The organism is Spirochaetae bacterium HGW-Spirochaetae-1, from assembly GCA_002839375.1.
GTDB lineage: Bacteria > Spirochaetota > UBA4802 > UBA4802 > UBA5550 > PGXY01.
This window is the reverse complement of record PGXY01000008.1, coordinates 35296-50750: the sequence shown is the minus strand read 5'-3', so window position 1 is coordinate 50750 and position 15455 is coordinate 35296. Positions and strand designations below refer to the sequence as shown.

Sequence of the window (15455 nt, the reverse complement as noted above, 5' to 3'; positions counted from 1 at the left end):
AATATCACTTCGCAATTGACGTATCCCCTTTCACTCCCCCTTCCATCCGTTTTTTATTCAGAAAATAGGTGACGGCGAGAAGCATCAAAAGAACCGCCAGTGTCAACAGTATGGTCTTCACGTCACCCCGTCCCATGGCCTGCAGATATCCAGCCAGACCTCCCGGCGCGACCTGCCAGTCCATGGATTCCTTGGACCGGTAATCCAGCGTGGCGAATTCATTGACGATTACCAGGCTCCTGTCGGACCTGCTCACACCGCGCATATTGACCTGGAAAACCTTCCAGTAACGCAGGGTATCGCCGGCCCCCGCGGGAAAGGGTATCTCCTGCCAGAGCCCCTGGGTATCGTAAATACGCACCGTGATGGGCCGGTCATACCAGCTCCCGGTACTGGTGTACTTGTGTACGGTAAAGGTATAGATACCGTCGGCATACTGCGTGCCGTCGGCAAGTTTGAAGAGATTTATACTCTCGGGGCCGTATCCCTGGACGGCATCCTGCACCAGTGACGTAGTGGAAAAGGAACCCACGGGATCGGCTGAACTTGAATACTGCAGGGTCGACTCCGTAAAGGACTTCCGGGTATAGAAGACATGGAACCGGTTGTTCGACGGAGAATCTCCGGTTACAATACCGTTGCTGGGACCCACGACATGAAGGTCGAAATCCTTGGGCGTATCACCCCACAAAAGCACGACACGCAGCCTGTAGGGCTGAAGCACCTCACTCAGCGCCTGGCGCCCCAGGGCCTTGTCACCGTTGAGTACCTGGTTATCCACCTGGAGGGAATAATAGTTATCCTTCGATATATTCAGACTGTAGGTGCCGGCATCCATGGACTTCGAGGTAAAGGTGCCGTCCGACGCCGAGTTCACCGTATCCACCACGGTCCCGTTCCAGTTCTGGACCTTTATCATAGCACCTGCTATGCTGGATCCGTTATTAGCGCTGATAACCTTGCCCGTAAAGACACCCGGCGACGCCCCGGCCGGCACCAAAAAGATGATGCCCTGGTTGGACACGATCCCGACGTTTACGGATATGTTGTTCTTTACGGCGCCGCTGTAACCGCCGGCACTGATATCCATTAAATACAGGTTGTCACCGGCCTCCACCTGATCAAACTTCACATTACCCGATGCGTCGGTGCTCTGTGTCTGAATGATATTGCCGGTTCCGGAATTTTTAAGTTCAGCCACGGCTCCGGCAATCACAGTGTTGGAGGTATTTTTAACATTGAGCGATATGGAACCCACAAGAATTATTCCATCCGAGGCTGTTCCAAAATCACTCCAGTTCCCGGCTGCATCAGCCGCTTTTACGCGTGCATAATACCGGGATCCCGATGAAATGCTCGCAGGATACGTGTAATTTTCCACCTTCCCCAGCTCAGCCCCTTCATCGCCGCCGAAAACCACCGATGCAAAGGACTGATCCGACGCAATCTGTATCCGGATATTGTCCACATCGGAACCATTCGCCCAGCTGAAGGTGAGCGCCGTAATAGAACTGGCATTTCCCGTATCGCTGACCGTGATCCTTGACGGCGGCGTTTTGTCGATGGTCCAGGATGCCGTCGTGGCTGTTCCCTGCCAGTTACCTGCCTGGTCCCTGCCTATTACCTGGATCGTATAGGAAGCCTCGCTCAGGGTGAGAACTATGGGAGACGCTACATCCCTGTCGGCGCTCCAGGCTCCGCCATTAAGGCGGTACCGGTACGCTGTCACATCGTCACCGGTAACATCAATGCTGACGGCCCCGTTATTCACGGGATACGGGGGATATCCTGAAAGCAGGGCCACGGGCGGCTCAAGATCGATGGTCCAGGAGCAGGTCGTGGCCTCATCACTATCCTGCCAGTTGCCGGCCGAATCCCGGGCGATGACGGAAAGCACATGATCGCCCGCCGTAATACCGCCCAGGATAATATTCTCCAAAACCGCGGTCTCGCCGCTCCAGCCGCTTCCGTCCAGGCTGAATTTATACACGACAACATCGTCACCGCCGACCTTGACGGCAGTGCCGGTCTGGTTCGTCACGATGGGCGGAACATTGGAAAGCACGGCCGTTGTGGCGGTACGGTCTATGCGCCATTCATAGCTGACCGGGTCTTCCTGCACGTTGCCTGCCTCGTCGAATCCCCGCACCTCCAGGATGTGGCTCCCCTCGGCCATACCGGTAATCATAATTTTATCGGTCATATCCCTGTTCTGCCAGACGCCGTCGTCTATTCTGAACTGGTATCCCGAAGAATCAGAGCCCGTAACGCTTATGCTGACGGTGTCGGAACCTGACGGATCGGGCGGAATATTGAGCAGTTCCATTTCAGCCGCGGGAGGAGTAAGATCAACTGTCCACGTAAATGCCGTGGCCTCATCAACGGGCTGCCAGTTACCGGCGGCGTCCCTGCCGATTATCCTCACGGTATGTTCTCCCTCAGTGAGACTGTCACTCCCCAGGGAAAAGGTGTTTACCGTCATATCCGTATCGGCGCTCCAGATCCCGGAATCAAGAGAATAGCGGTACTGCGTAACATCGACACCACGAACTATAAAGCTCTCGCTCCGGGAATTTGTCAGCGCCCTGGGAAGCGACGACTCGTCGAAAAGGGCCGCGGGCGGTGTCAGATCCGTGGTCCAGGAATGGCTCACTGCCGAGGCCTCCGGCTGTATATTCCCCACGCTGTCGGCACCCCGTATCCGAAGCACATGTCCACCCTCGGTAATATCCGCCAGGGGAACGGGGTTGCTGACGGAAATGAGGGGACTCCAGTCACTGTCATCAAGCCTGAACGTATACCAGGCCACATCATCACCCTCGACGAGAAAAACGGGGCTCCTGTCCGGTGACGGGTCCCGGGGAACAGCTGCGAAAGCAATTGACGCCGGAGGTGTAATATCCACGGTCCACGAACAGGTAGTGCCCGACAAATAATCCTGCCATGTACCGGCCTCATTAGAGGCGATGACGACAACCGCGTGATTCCCCTCGGAAAGATTAGAGAGTGATATTGCTTCCGTATGGGGAATCACGGCGCTCCACGAACCCCCGTCCTCGCTGTACTTATATGAAACAATTCCCTCACCGCCCACGTAAATATCGGCATTCCGATCGGCAGTCCGGGCTGCGGGAACACCGCTGAGGATTGCCACGGGCGAGCTTGTATCTATCTTCCATGAATATGTTGAGGCCTCGGACTCGTTCTGCCAGTTTCCCGCCGCGTCCCTGGCAACTACGGTTATGGCATGCGACCCGTCATCGATATCGGTCCTCACGATGCTGCCGTTCAATTCCTCGCTCCAGTCCTCGTCGTCGAGCCTGTATTTATACAAAAAGGCGTTTTGCACGACGATATCGATATCTTTATCTGAAGTGACAGTACCGGGAAGATTTTCAAAGGAAGCCACGGGAGGAGTGGTATCCACGGACCATATATGCCTGGTCGGGGCAGCCTCGGGCTGCCAATTACCCCGGGAATCCCTGCCTATTACCTCCAGGACATGCGTTCCTTCACTCAGCCCGGCCTTCTCCACGGAGGCACCGGCATCACGCTCACCGCTCCAGGTGTTCCCGTTGAGCCGATAACGATAGGCAATGACATCCTCTCCCGATATATCGGCATGTATGTCGGTCCTGTTAGTCACAGATGCCGGCATATTGGAAATAACGGCCAGTACCGGTCCCCGGCCTGAAAATTCCATCGAAGACCCGGGCATTTTATTGCCGCTGCGGTCCGAAACATCCTGCACGAAGCAGCTGTATATCCTCCCGAATTCCATGCTTCCCCGCAGGACCAGCCGTACAGCGGTATCGGAATCGAGTGAAAGGGTGTCAATTGCAAGGGCACTGTCAGTTCCCGCTACGATATATCCCGCCGCCGAGAGGGCCCCGGCCTCTTCAACTGTTTCGGAGAACTCAACAACGACACTGTTCTCCGAAACCGCCGTTACATTTTTTATAAAGGGAGGAGATGTGTCTTTTGTAATGGGATTGGGGTCAACGTAGGGTTCTTTCCCGGGATGTGTTTTAATACCGCAGCTGTTGGCGCTTATGTACAACAGAACCGAAACGGCAAAAAATAATCGCGCTTTTCTTTGTATCCTCATCATGCCCCCCTTTTTTCAATAAAACAGGCAGATTCGTACTCCGGTTACAGCATAACACAAAAATGGCGATCTGTAAAGTTTTTTTCCCGGCATAGAGCGTCATGCGACATATCGGGTATTGATTACGGCTCCCCACGCCCCTTAACTCCATGGACGGGGACTTTGGATGAGGTCTTAAAATTCATTAACCCCTTTCAGGGGTGGCGATCCCCTGTTTATTGATAGCCCTGTTGTCTCCGCCGGGGTCCATTACAGGTGATTTAATTGACAGGGCATACTTTCTATGTATAATTTTATACAGGGATGAATGGTTTTATGGCGGGGTCAGAGCCCCGATCGTAACATGAAGAGCTTTTTACTGTACAAAGCGGAGGATATCATGAATAAAAAACACCTTTTTGCACTGATTTCAGCCATCTTCTTCCTGGCAAACCAGGTGCATGCCCAGACAGGTAAGGCCCTGCCGATAAAAACTGATAAAGCAGTTAAAAAAGAAGAAAAATCTGTGGTAAAAGAGAAAACGGCGGAGGCAAAAAAACCGGGAACGGGCATCTATGGCATGAATATCAAACTCCATGTCCTGGGAGGTGGAGGACTCACCTATCCCGGTGGAAACATTGCCGTAGAACCCGGGACCTCGGCTGACAGTTCAGTCAACGGCGGTTTTGACGCCGGATTGGGTGCCTCCTATCTCTTTCTCAATGACATGGTGGGCATCAACCTCCTCATGAAATACAGCGGGAAAAACCTTGCCGTTACCTATTCCGGAGCGGGCAGCGGAAAATATATCTATCATACGGGATTTTTCGACTTTGCCCTGGGAGTGCGGGGATATTTTCACGCCATATATCTCTATTACGAAGGGGGCCTGTCATACGGCCTGAAAGTGGGGGACTGGAGCCGCGAAAGCCCTTCGGGAGAGGAAAGCGAGGCTGCATGGAGCAGTGGTACGGACCTGAAAAACAACCTGGCCCTGTATGTCGGCGCGGGAGTATCCTACGGTATTACCCCGCTTATATCCCTGGAGGCAGGCCTCGTGGCTGAACTGGGACTTATCCCCGTAATCAGCGGACCATCGCCCGCGGGAACCTTCACTGACAGGGATAAACTCTATACACGATATATGGGAATACGAATGGGAGTGACCTTTTCACTGTAGTCCCCATTTCAATTAAAAATACAGCAAACAACCTCGGGACTACAGTGAAAAGATGGGGAAGTGAGAGAAAAATAATATCAGGCGGTTTGCTGCCTGAGTCTCTTGATAAAGCTTTTTAATTCCGCGATGTCTTCAATATAATTATTGTAGGTACTTTCCATACCTCTGGATTTGGCCTGCTTTGCCAAAGACTCCTTTACTTTGAGCTTCTGCTCCGCCTTGACCAGTTCCCTGTTCCGCAGCATAAAAAACTCCTGTTTTTAAAATTATTATTATGAGCGCTTAAGGTACAAGATACAAAAAAACTTTTTAAAATCAAACTATGCACACTGAAATTTTTAGGAAAAATAAAAAAAAATAGCATTTCTGATACTTATTATTAGCCTAGGTAAATATCGACATCTCCGGTACGGGTATACACAATAATTGCTGTTTTCCTTGACTTTTTCCGCCCTTACCGGTCAATTGCACTTAATTTAATCATCTATTTCAGGAGTTTATCATGAAAGAAGCACTGGAAAATATCAAAAAACTAACTCTTGAACGCATAAAGACCATCGGAAAGCTCGACGAACTTGAGGCCGTCCGCATCGAGGTACTGGGCCGCAAGGGAGAACTGACGCAGATCCTCCGTTCATTGGGAGCACTTTCACATGAATTAAAGGCCCAGATAGGAAAACTCTCTAACGAAATAAAGAATGAGCTGGAAAAGGCCCTGGACGAGAGAAAAAACCAGCTCAGCGACGCCACCATCGATGAACTCCTGGGAAAGGAGTGGATTGATGTCACCCTGAATCCCCGCGCCGCCGCGCAGAACAACACCGGGCACCTCCACCCCATCTCGCAGATACAGTATGAAATTGAAGATATATTCACTTCCATGGGATTTGAGATCCTCGACGGCCCCGAGGCGGAAACCGAACACTACAACTTTGAGGCCCTGAACATTCCCAAGCATCACCCGGCCCGGGACATGCAGGACACCTTCTGGACCGAGGACGGAAACCTTCTGCGCACCCATACCTCGGCAATCCAGGTGCGGGGCATGGAGAAGCTGAAGCCTCCCTTCAGGGTAATCGGTCCCGGCAGGGTATTCCGCTACGAAACCACCGACGCCTCCCACGAGAACACCTTTTACCAAGTCGAGGGGATGATGGTGGACAGGGACATCTCCGTATCGCATCTCATCTATTTCATGAAACAGCTTCTCAAGGAAATATTCAGGCGTGATGTCAGGATACGCCTCCGTCCCGGCTACTTTCCCTTCGTGGAGCCGGGCTTTGAACTGGACATCAACTGTCTCATCTGCGGTGGATCGGGATGCAGCGTGTGCAAGCAGAGCGGATGGGTGGAACTTCTCCCCTGCGGGCTGGTCCATCCCAATGTACTCCGCTTCGGCGGCATTGATCCCGACCAGTGGTCCGGCTTCGCCTTCGGGCTGGGACTCAACAGGCTGGTCATGATGCGTTACGGCATCAACGACATCAGGCATTTCCTGAGCGGCGACATCAGATTTCTCAATCAATTCTAACAGGGAGTACGATTATGTGGTTATCATGGAATATAATATCAAAAATGGTGAATCTCGACGGGGTCGATCCCGGGGAACTGGCGCTGAAAATAACCATGTCAACGGCGGAGATAGATTCTATTGAATACATGAACCAGCACCTGAAAACCATCATCACGGCGAAAATACTCGACGTGAAACCCCATCCCAATGCCGACAAACTCACCCTGGTGGACCTGGAAGCGGGCGGCGAAAATCTGCGTGTCGTATGCGGGGCCCCCAATCACAAAAAGGGCGATATTGTCCCCCTGGCCACGGTGGGAACAAAATTCAACGAAGAATTCACGGTGAAAAAAAGCAAAATCCGCGGCGAGGAGTCGTCGGGCATGCTCTGCTCGGAAAAGGAAATGGGTCTCTCCGACGACCATTCGGGCATCATGATTCTTCCGGAAAACACGAAAACCGGCGTTGCCATGAGCGAGCTCTACGGCGAGTGGGTCGATATCCGCTTTGAAATCGACAATAAATCAATAACGCACCGCCCCGACCTGTGGAGCCATGTGGGCTTCGCCCGCGAGATAGGGGCTCTCCTGGGAAGACCCGTAAAGGACCCCGTGGACCATTCCCTGGCCAAAACCTTTAAAAACACCGCAGACCTGAAGGTGACCATAAAAGACCCCGAGGCCTGCCCGCGATACAGCGGCCTTGCCGTAAAAAACATCAAGATCGGCCCGTCGCCGGAATGGCTCAAGGCCATGGTGACCAGCATCGGCATGCGGCCCATAAACAACATCGTTGACGTCACCAACTATGTCATGGCGGAACTGGGCGAACCCATGCACGCCTTCGACCGGAAAAAACTGCGAGGCAACGAGATCATCGTGCGCCTGGCGGGAAAAAACGAAACCATCATGACCCTGGACGGCAAGGAGCACGCCCTCTTCGAGGATGATATTGTCATAGCCGACACGGGTGTCCCCATCGCCCTGGCTGGCGTCATGGGCGGCGGCAACAGCGAGATAGAAGACGGCACCACGGAAATTGTTCTGGAAGCGGCCAATTTCAGTCCCGTCCTCATCCGCAAAACGGCCCAGAAGCACAACAACCGCACGGAAGCGGCCATCCGCTTCGAAAAATCGCTGTCGCCGGAAATCACGCCGTCGGCGCTCATCCGCTGCTACGACCTGATAAAACAATGCCTCCCCGAAGCCGAGGCCATGACCGAAATCATCGATGCCTACCCGGTGCCACAGAAGACCGTCACCATCGAAATGACCATGGATTACATACGGGAGAAACTGGGAAACGACATCGCCGACGCAAGGATCATGGAAATTCTCACCTCCCTGGCCTTCCAGGTGAAGCAGGATGGAGCGTCGCTTTCCATTATAGTGCCGCCCTACCGCGCCACGAAAGACGTGTCCATACCGGCCGACATCGTGGAGGAAGTGGGACGGATATACGGCTACGACAATATCATCGCCAAGGCCCCCTACGTACCCTGCTCCCCTCCGGCGGTTAATGGGATCAGGACTTTCGAAAGAAAGGTAAAACAGATACTGAGCCGGGACTTTTCCATGACGGAAACCAGCGGCTATTCCTTCGTTGGTGAGGATATCCTGAACAAGCTGGGCATCAACGAGGACCGGGAGCTGCGGCTGCAGAATCCCCTGTCGCGTGAACACGACCGCCTGAACAGGTCACTTATTCCCAATGCCGTGAAAAACATCGACGTGAACCAGCGTTACCATGAAACTTGCATCACCTATGAAATGGGCCGCGTCTATATCAAGGACGACAGGAAATCGCCGGACCTTATAAAAGAAAGAACAAAGATCGCGGGCGTCATCTATGCCCGGAAGACGGCCGAGCCCCTTTTCTATCAGGCCAAAAGCACCGTGACAGGGCTCCTGGACATGCTTGCCGTGAAGAACGCGGTCCTGTCGCCCCAGAGTGAAAACCTGCCTCCCTACGCGCACCCGGGCCGCTCCATGTCCGTTACGGTGGACGGCGAGCCTATGGGCCTCATATTCGAACTGCACCCCCGCAAAGCCCGGGCTCTGGAGATAAGCGGTACGGCCGCCCTCTTCGACCTGGACATCACGGCCCTTTACGGCGCGGAGAAAAGCGTACCCGTTTTCTCAGAACTGCAGAAATATCCTGAAGTCCCTTTCGAGATTTCCGTTATTGCCGACAGTATGGTCTATGCCGGAGATATCGCAAAAATCATCGCCAACGCCAACAGGCAGTACATCAAAAGAACCGATGTCCTGACTATCTACGAAGGAACACAGATCGAAAAAGGGAAGAAATCCATTTCTTTCAGGATAATCCTGGCCGCTCCCGACCGGACCCTGGAGCCCGCCGAGATCGACAAGATGCAGAAGAAGATCATCGGCGACCTGAAGGCCAAGGGATTTCCGCTGCGGTAAACCGGACTTACAGGATGAGTTAAAAAAAGAAAAGAATGCCACGGGGGCACAGAGACACAAAGGAAGAAAGTTTCTCTGGTCGTCCCGACTCCGTGGCATTTCCCGCCTCATGCCACATTTTTTACTTCACTATCAATACAATATTCCTTGACATGCAACTATAATTTCCTTACCTTAGGTAAGGAACAGGAGGACCATTATGACTCATTCCAAAATAACCAGCAAGGGTCAGATTACTATCCCCAGGCTGGTCAGAAATAAACTAAATCTTAAAACAGGTGATAAAATTGATTTCAAGATCAGGGATGGCGAAATCACACTTGTTCCCATATCAAAAGAAACGACTGAAGTCTTCGGTGTTCTTTCAAGAGACAATCAAAAGGCCGTTACCATTGATCAGATGAACGAATCCATAAAAGAAAGATTGAGAAAAAGCCACACATGAAAGCTCTTGATACTAATATCATAATACGATTTCTGGTTAATGATGATAAAAAGCAGGGTGAGGCCGTTAAGACGCTGTTTCTTAAAACAGAAAAAAAGGGAGAATCATTTTTTATTACCAATACGGTTCTGCTTGAAACAATCTACGTACTCGATTCGGTCTATGAATATGAGCGAAAGGAAATACTGAATGCACTGGAGCTGATGTCCATGATGAAAATCATTATTTTTGAAAATCCAGACGTAGTCCATCATCTCATCAACTCGGGCAGAAAATCAAAAACAGAACTTGAGGACCTGCTCATAGGCATTATTGCGAAAGAATATGGCTGTGAGAGCACAATTACGTTCGATAAAAAGGCAGCGGCATCAAAACTGTTTGAAATGCTGTACTAAAAATTCCCCTTTTCACCGTGCCCTTGCCCGCATCTGGTCCCTGGATAAAAAGCTCAATTCGGTTTTAAAGAAAGAGGAACGGTTCACTATTTGATCAGTCATCCTTCTCGGTATCAGTATCATAATAGAGCTTGACAGGCCGGGCCGACTATGTCAATCCCTACAGCGGCAAAACGGAACAGGACAGTACCGATTACCGGTATCGCTGGGTCGATCAAAGCGGCAATGTTATTTACAGCGATTCGGAAAGTTACAATCCCAATGTTGATCCGCAGCTGCGGGTTTCGGGATACAAAAGGTGTGGTGGGAAGGATTAGGGCTTTGAGTCGGATAAAAAATAGTTATATGAAACGGTATGCCGACTCTTTGTTGATTGATCAGTGCATCCGTGTGCTGCTTAATGATGAATAAATGCATGAAAAACTTTTTTATGGGCACCTCGAAAAATGATGTCAAAATGAAAAAAGCCGTCAACTACATGTATCTTATTATTGGCGGCATACTATTGTTGCTTTGCTGGTGGAATCCCCCGGTATCCATTGCATTATGGCTCGCTCCGGTTTTTTTAATCCGCTTCACACGTTCGATGAAACCTTTACCCGGTTTATTGATAGTCCTATTGATCAGCTACAGTGCATGCCTTATAAGCATCTGGCAGAGAATGATACCCTTTCCCCCATATCCATTCTATATTGACCTGCTTATTACCCTGCAATTCATGCCAATTCACCTGACACCATATCTGGCAGATCGTTTGATGTCTACACGCCTGAAGGGTATCCCTACCACCCTGGTATTCCCCCTGGCCTCAATAGCTGTGGAGACAATTAACTATTATATGCTGGGATCTCCCGGTGGCGGAATATTTCTTGAAAAGTTCTATGGTTTACTGCCTTTCCAGCAGCTATTACCGATTACCGGACAGTGGGGACTGCTCTTCCTGGTCACCTGGCCTGGACCGATTATAAACCTGTTATGGGAGCGTAAATTTAATCCTGCGATCATGCAAGGCGTTCCTGCAGTGTATGCCGGATTGATAATCACGGTGCTTCTTTTCGGAGGTGCCCGGTTGAGTTTTTTTCCGCCATCGGCATCGACAATCAAGATCGCCTCAATAACCTCGACTATAGATGCGTCCATACTCAGGGATATAATGCCCTCTGTGACCGCCCGGGAAAGACCGCCTCAGCATATCATCAATGCCATAAAGAACAGGATAGACAAAACGAATAAAGAGCTCCACGATGCAACACGAAAAGCGGCAATGGCCGGAGCAAATATAATAATGTGGAATGAATTGGCCACGATTGTCGAATACGATCAGGAAAAAAATTTGATCAAAACATATTGTAATCTTGCCCGTGATTTCAGGGTTTATCTTGTCATGTGCATGGCTGTTGTCGATCCGGATATGCGGGAAATGGCGGAGAATGTGCTCTATATAATAGAACCGTCCGGAACCGTAGTCGCGCGTTATCGCAAGAGGCATCTTGTGCCCATGCTGGAAACTGTCCTTTTCAAAGCAAGCAATGATCCTGTGCCGGTAGTCAAAACACCCTATGGGACCATTGCCGCTGTCATCTGTTATGATGGACTGTTTCACGATTTCATTCGCCGCGCTGCTCGGGGAGTTGACATCATGCTGAACCCGTCTCTGGACTGGGAAAGAATCTCCCCGGTAAATGCCTGGAGATTTACATTCCGGGCCGCGGAAAACGGTTTTTCATTCGTGAGGTGCACGGGACATGGTTTGTCGATAGCTGTGGATTATCAGGGACGCCTCCTCTCATCGCAGGATTACTTTAGATCAGATTCAAGGATTATGTTTACTGATGTGCCTTCCAAAGGTGTAAATACTCTCTATAGTCGTATCGGCGATCTTTTTGGCTGGATCGGTTTAGCAGGATTCTTTGTCCTTTTAGCCTTAGCAGTATATCATAAGAAAACCTCTAACAAGTAAGTTTTGGCTGTTCCCGTGTGGGCACATTAGTATCATGTAATCATCGGCATTGGCTGCTATTGGGTTAAAGCGCTTCACATGACACGGCTTAAAGAACTGCAATGATCATCACCTTAACTTATCCCGCAAGCCGCGGCTCAGTTTACAGGAATCATTTGCCGGCCTCGAGCACCATCTCCAGATAGGACCGCCGCTCGAAGCTCTCCAGTCCCAGGCGCGCCGCCAGTCCGAAGAGTTCATCCTCGATCCTTTCCCGGTCCTCACCCATCTTTTCCAGTTCAACGAATGTCCCCAGGCCCTGCACCGAGTCCAGGCACACCTCCACGTCTTTGAGATGATAAATTTTCCGCTCCTTGAGAACCGACCCTGAACTGACAAATCCCAGGTGTTCCAGGATGTCACGCATGGACTGAAAGCTCTCCACGGCGGTCTCCACCTCGAGACGCGTCTTGGCGCGACCCGAAAGCTTCGGCCCCTTGTAGGTGACGATAGAATCGGCATCGATCCGGCGGATGCGCAGAGCTTCGTCGGTCTCACGGAAATCCCGGGCCGGATGATTGAAGTAGAGATCCTCCTCGGTCCTGGTCGTCGTCAAAAGGGCCCCCATGTCCGCAAGCCGGGCCATGATTTTCTCATGGCCGTCGCAGGGCGACTTTATCTCTATCTCCAGCATAATCTCACTTACTCCTGTGCAGGGGGCCGTCAATGGCAATGCCGTCGGCACCCAGGGTCTTCTGCCTTCTGCCGTTTATCTTGATAACCACGCTGTCAATGTCTTCAAACTGCGTGGCCGTGTACACGATCTGATCTATCCTGTTCACCAGGATGGTTCCCGTGGCACCGTATTCGATGGCGCTGTTGAAATCTATCTCCGCGGTCCTGTTTCTTATTTTGACATCATTGATCCTGAGACTCTCCGGTATCGCCGAGAGATATCCCTTTTTCTTCTCTTCGCCGCTGGTCCCTTTGATAAGAAGTTTCAGGGCATCCTCTACTTTCTTATCCTCCCGGACTCTTCGCCGTACCGATGAGAGAAAGGTTTTCTCCGTGGCGTCATTGAACCTGACGAAGTAGATCCTCGCATCGATCTCTCTCTTCACCGGCACTCCATCATCTATCTTTGTCGTTTCCGGTTCTTTTTTCAGGTCCTCCGCCGCTTTTTGTATTTCTTTATTATGATCGTCTTTTTTCTCCGGGACTTTGTCCTTATCTGAAGCCATCTCATTCTTTACCCTTTCCCAGAGACGGGGTACTTCTTTTATATAATTCCCCGAAAGGAGTACCACAATAGTAGCCAGGATCATGATCACCAGGACGTAGAAGGCCGTATTGCCGGGCCCACCCCCTTTCGCTGCGGGTTTTACTCCCCGGGACCCTGCCGTGGACGCCGTTTTTTTCGGGGCCTTCTTCTGTGAAGCCGGTTTGCCCTTCCCGCCCCCGGCCCCCTTTGCCTTGCCTTTTTTTGTTCCTGTTTTTTTTACCGCCATGATGCCGCCTCTTGTAAACTTCCTGATAAAACCTTATAGTCCCGGATACATTGCAGGACCATAAAACAATAATAACCTGTACGGAAAAATCTTTCTATGTGTTCTTTTTCCCCATGCATCTGCTTTTTTCAACACCTTTTCATGTCTGGATGTTTTTATTAATGTTTTCTTATTTTTCTACTTTTTTATTTAATTATTAACCAGAATCCTTTAATATATACAAATATAAAATATTGCATACCCAATTTCATTTTTTAGACTGTATTAAATTGTCTTGACTTTTTATCTTTTTTTTGGGATATTTGATACACTCTTGACAGGAAGTATGGGTCTGGTGTATATATAAACTTAAACCGGGAATTCAGGAATACTATGCAGAGTGATCAATTTCGGGAGTATGACAAAACGAGGAGAGACTTCAATATCCTCATTATTGACGATGACAGCAAAGTTGTAAAAATAATAACCAAGATACTGAAGGATTCCAATCCCCGATACTACATCGAATCGGCCTCATGTGTTGAATCAGCCCTGGGCCTGATTAAAAAAACCTACTGGGACACCATCCTCCTGGACCTGTCCCTGCCCCTTTCCCAGGGCGAAAAACCAGACCCCCACAATGGGCTGAAAACCCTTGAACGCCTGAAAAACGATTTTAAAATTGACGCACCCATCATCGCCATAACGGGACATGAAGACGACGAAGAACTCTCGGAAACCGTTCTGGATATAGGGGCGTACTATTTTCTTACAAAGCCGCTCAGGAGCAAGTCTCTTTCGGCCATTGTTCGCAACGCCACGACTTTCCAGATGACGGGATTTGACGGATTAACGGGCCTGCTTAATAAAAGTACCTTTATCGAAAGACTGAAATCGGAATTTGAACGGGTCAAGCGTAAAAACCAGGAAGTGGACAACATCGTCAGGGAGTGCAACGACGACATGAATATATCCTGCATTTCCCTTCTTTTCCTCGACGGCGACAATTTCAAATACATCAACGATACTTACAGCCACCTCGTGGGCGATCAGGTCCTGAAAAAAATATCGGGCTCCTTCATCGATGAAAACCTCTACAAGGTCCTGGAGAATAATTTCGAATCGGTGAAGTATATCATCCGCCCCTATGATATCGCGGCGCGATTCGGCGGTGATGAATTTTCCATTTTCCTCCCTGAAACGAACCACCGCAGCGCCCTGGTCGTGGCCAGAAGAATCCGCGACGTGATAAAAAAAATAAAGCTGGCCGATATCGTGGGAGAAGAAAATATCAACAATGATGTAAAGGATGTAACCCTCTCCATCGGTATCGCCACCTATCCCAGCCCCAACACGGCAATGACGCACGAGGAACTCATTGTCCAGGCCGATACGGCCATGTACGCCTCCAAGGAAACACGCACCGGCGATATCTACGGCTACAATGCCGAGGGAATGCTCATCAGAATGGATTGATCACCCCGGAGAACCGGGCAACCGGCCATCGTCACCAGTCCCGGAGGAATCGCAGGAATGATACCAGCAGGACTACTCACCATCCTGGACCGTTTTTTCCTTCTTTTTCATACGGTCTTCACTCTCTTCAACATTTTCGGATGGATATGGCGAAAGACCCGTAAAATTCACCTCGTCACCATGGGCCTCACGGCCATGTCATGGTTCATTCTGGGCATCTGGTACGGATGGGGATACTGCTTCTGCACGGACTGGCACTGGCAGGTCCGGGAGGCTCTGCACAACCCCATAGCCTCTTACTCCTACATACACTTCCTCATTCATGAAATCAGCGGCCGGTGGCTCGACCCGGACCTGGTGGACAGGGCCACGCTGGGGGTATTCATCACGGCCCTGACTCTGACTCTTCATCTGAATCTTCGCGACCGGCGGAAAAGCAGGGACAGCGCTTCACGAATCAGCGTGAAATGACTTTTAAACAGCAGTTCACCGGAAGACGGCGGA

At 50.6% G+C, this 15455-nt stretch carries 12 protein-coding genes; 9 read left to right on the top strand and 3 right to left on the bottom strand.

What is annotated here, in order from left to right; translation table 11 throughout:
* Positions 1–4 precede the first annotated feature (4 nt).
* Complete coding sequence (locus tag CVV44_16290) at positions 5–4111, bottom strand: hypothetical protein (GenBank protein ID PKL37193.1); 4107 nt, start codon at positions 4109–4111, stop codon at positions 5–7.
* Between the two features lie 304 nt (positions 4112–4415).
* Between CVV44_16290 and CVV44_16285 the strand changes: the two genes are divergently transcribed.
* The 7 genes from CVV44_16285 (at position 4416) to CVV44_16255 (ending at position 12009) form a co-directional block, all read left to right on the top strand.
* Entirely contained in the window at positions 4416–5267 is an 852-nt protein-coding gene (locus tag CVV44_16285; protein PKL37192.1) for a hypothetical protein, read from the top strand.
* Between the two features lie 502 nt (positions 5268–5769).
* On the top strand, positions 5770–6798 hold the full coding sequence (locus tag CVV44_16280; protein PKL37191.1) for a phenylalanine--tRNA ligase subunit alpha: 1029 nt from the start codon (positions 5770–5772) through the stop codon (positions 6796–6798).
* Positions 6799–6812: 14 nt separating this feature from the next.
* A complete protein-coding gene (locus CVV44_16275; protein PKL37190.1) occupies positions 6813–9209 on the top strand; it encodes a phenylalanine--tRNA ligase subunit beta in 2397 nt (798 codons plus the stop codon).
* Between the two features lie 199 nt (positions 9210–9408).
* Positions 9409–9654, top strand: a complete 246-nt coding sequence (locus CVV44_16270; protein PKL37189.1) for an AbrB family transcriptional regulator — start codon at positions 9409–9411, stop codon at positions 9652–9654.
* Positions 9651–10049, top strand: a complete 399-nt coding sequence (locus tag CVV44_16265) for a VapC toxin family PIN domain ribonuclease (protein ID PKL37188.1) — start codon at positions 9651–9653, stop codon at positions 10047–10049. Before CVV44_16270 ends, CVV44_16265 begins: the two co-directional genes overlap by 4 nt.
* 131 nt (positions 10050–10180) lie before the next feature.
* Positions 10181–10366: a hypothetical protein gene (locus CVV44_16260; protein ID PKL37187.1), complete on the top strand. Its 186-nt coding sequence runs from the start codon at positions 10181–10183 to the stop codon at positions 10364–10366.
* Positions 10367–10449: 83 nt separating this feature from the next.
* Positions 10450–12009, top strand: a complete 1560-nt coding sequence (locus CVV44_16255; protein PKL37186.1) for a hypothetical protein — start codon at positions 10450–10452, stop codon at positions 12007–12009.
* A gap of 151 nt (positions 12010–12160) precedes the next feature.
* On the opposite strand, the gene cyaB is transcribed toward CVV44_16255, so the two are convergent.
* Complete coding sequence (cyaB, locus tag CVV44_16250) at positions 12161–12682, bottom strand: class IV adenylate cyclase (protein ID PKL37185.1); 522 nt, start codon at positions 12680–12682, stop codon at positions 12161–12163.
* A gap of 4 nt (positions 12683–12686) precedes the next feature.
* Positions 12687–13496, bottom strand: coding sequence for a hypothetical protein (locus tag CVV44_16245; GenBank protein PKL37184.1), 810 nt, complete (start codon positions 13494–13496; stop codon positions 12687–12689).
* A gap of 372 nt (positions 13497–13868) precedes the next feature.
* On the opposite strand from CVV44_16245, the gene CVV44_16240 reads away from it, so the two are divergent.
* Complete coding sequence (locus tag CVV44_16240) at positions 13869–14951, top strand: hypothetical protein (protein PKL37183.1); 1083 nt, start codon at positions 13869–13871, stop codon at positions 14949–14951.
* A 57-nt stretch (positions 14952–15008) separates the two neighbouring features.
* A complete protein-coding gene (locus CVV44_16235) occupies positions 15009–15422 on the top strand; it encodes a DUF2784 domain-containing protein (GenBank protein PKL37182.1) in 414 nt (137 codons plus the stop codon).
* Positions 15423–15455 lie beyond the last annotated feature (33 nt).

Coding starts and splice junctions, on each gene's coding strand:
- CVV44_16270 (PKL37189.1), top strand. CDS start 9,409: ATGACTCATTCCAAAATAACCAGCAAGGGTCAGATTACTATCCCCAGG.
- CVV44_16255 (PKL37186.1), top strand. CDS start 10,450: ATGATGAATAAATGCATGAAAAACTTTTTTATGGGCACCTCGAAAAAT.
- CVV44_16245 (PKL37184.1), bottom strand. CDS start 13,496: ATGGCGGTAAAAAAAACAGGAACAAAAAAAGGCAAGGCAAAGGGGGCC.
- CVV44_16285 (PKL37192.1), top strand. CDS start 4,416: ATGGTTTTATGGCGGGGTCAGAGCCCCGATCGTAACATGAAGAGCTTT.
- CVV44_16275 (PKL37190.1), top strand. CDS start 6,813: ATGTGGTTATCATGGAATATAATATCAAAAATGGTGAATCTCGACGGG.
- CVV44_16235 (PKL37182.1), top strand. CDS start 15,009: ATGATACCAGCAGGACTACTCACCATCCTGGACCGTTTTTTCCTTCTT.
- cyaB (PKL37185.1), bottom strand. CDS start 12,682: ATGCTGGAGATAGAGATAAAGTCGCCCTGCGACGGCCATGAGAAAATC.
- CVV44_16290 (PKL37193.1), bottom strand. CDS start 4,111: ATGATGAGGATACAAAGAAAAGCGCGATTATTTTTTGCCGTTTCGGTT.
- CVV44_16265 (PKL37188.1), top strand. CDS start 9,651: ATGAAAGCTCTTGATACTAATATCATAATACGATTTCTGGTTAATGAT.
- CVV44_16240 (PKL37183.1), top strand. CDS start 13,869: ATGCAGAGTGATCAATTTCGGGAGTATGACAAAACGAGGAGAGACTTC.
- CVV44_16280 (PKL37191.1), top strand. CDS start 5,770: ATGAAAGAAGCACTGGAAAATATCAAAAAACTAACTCTTGAACGCATA.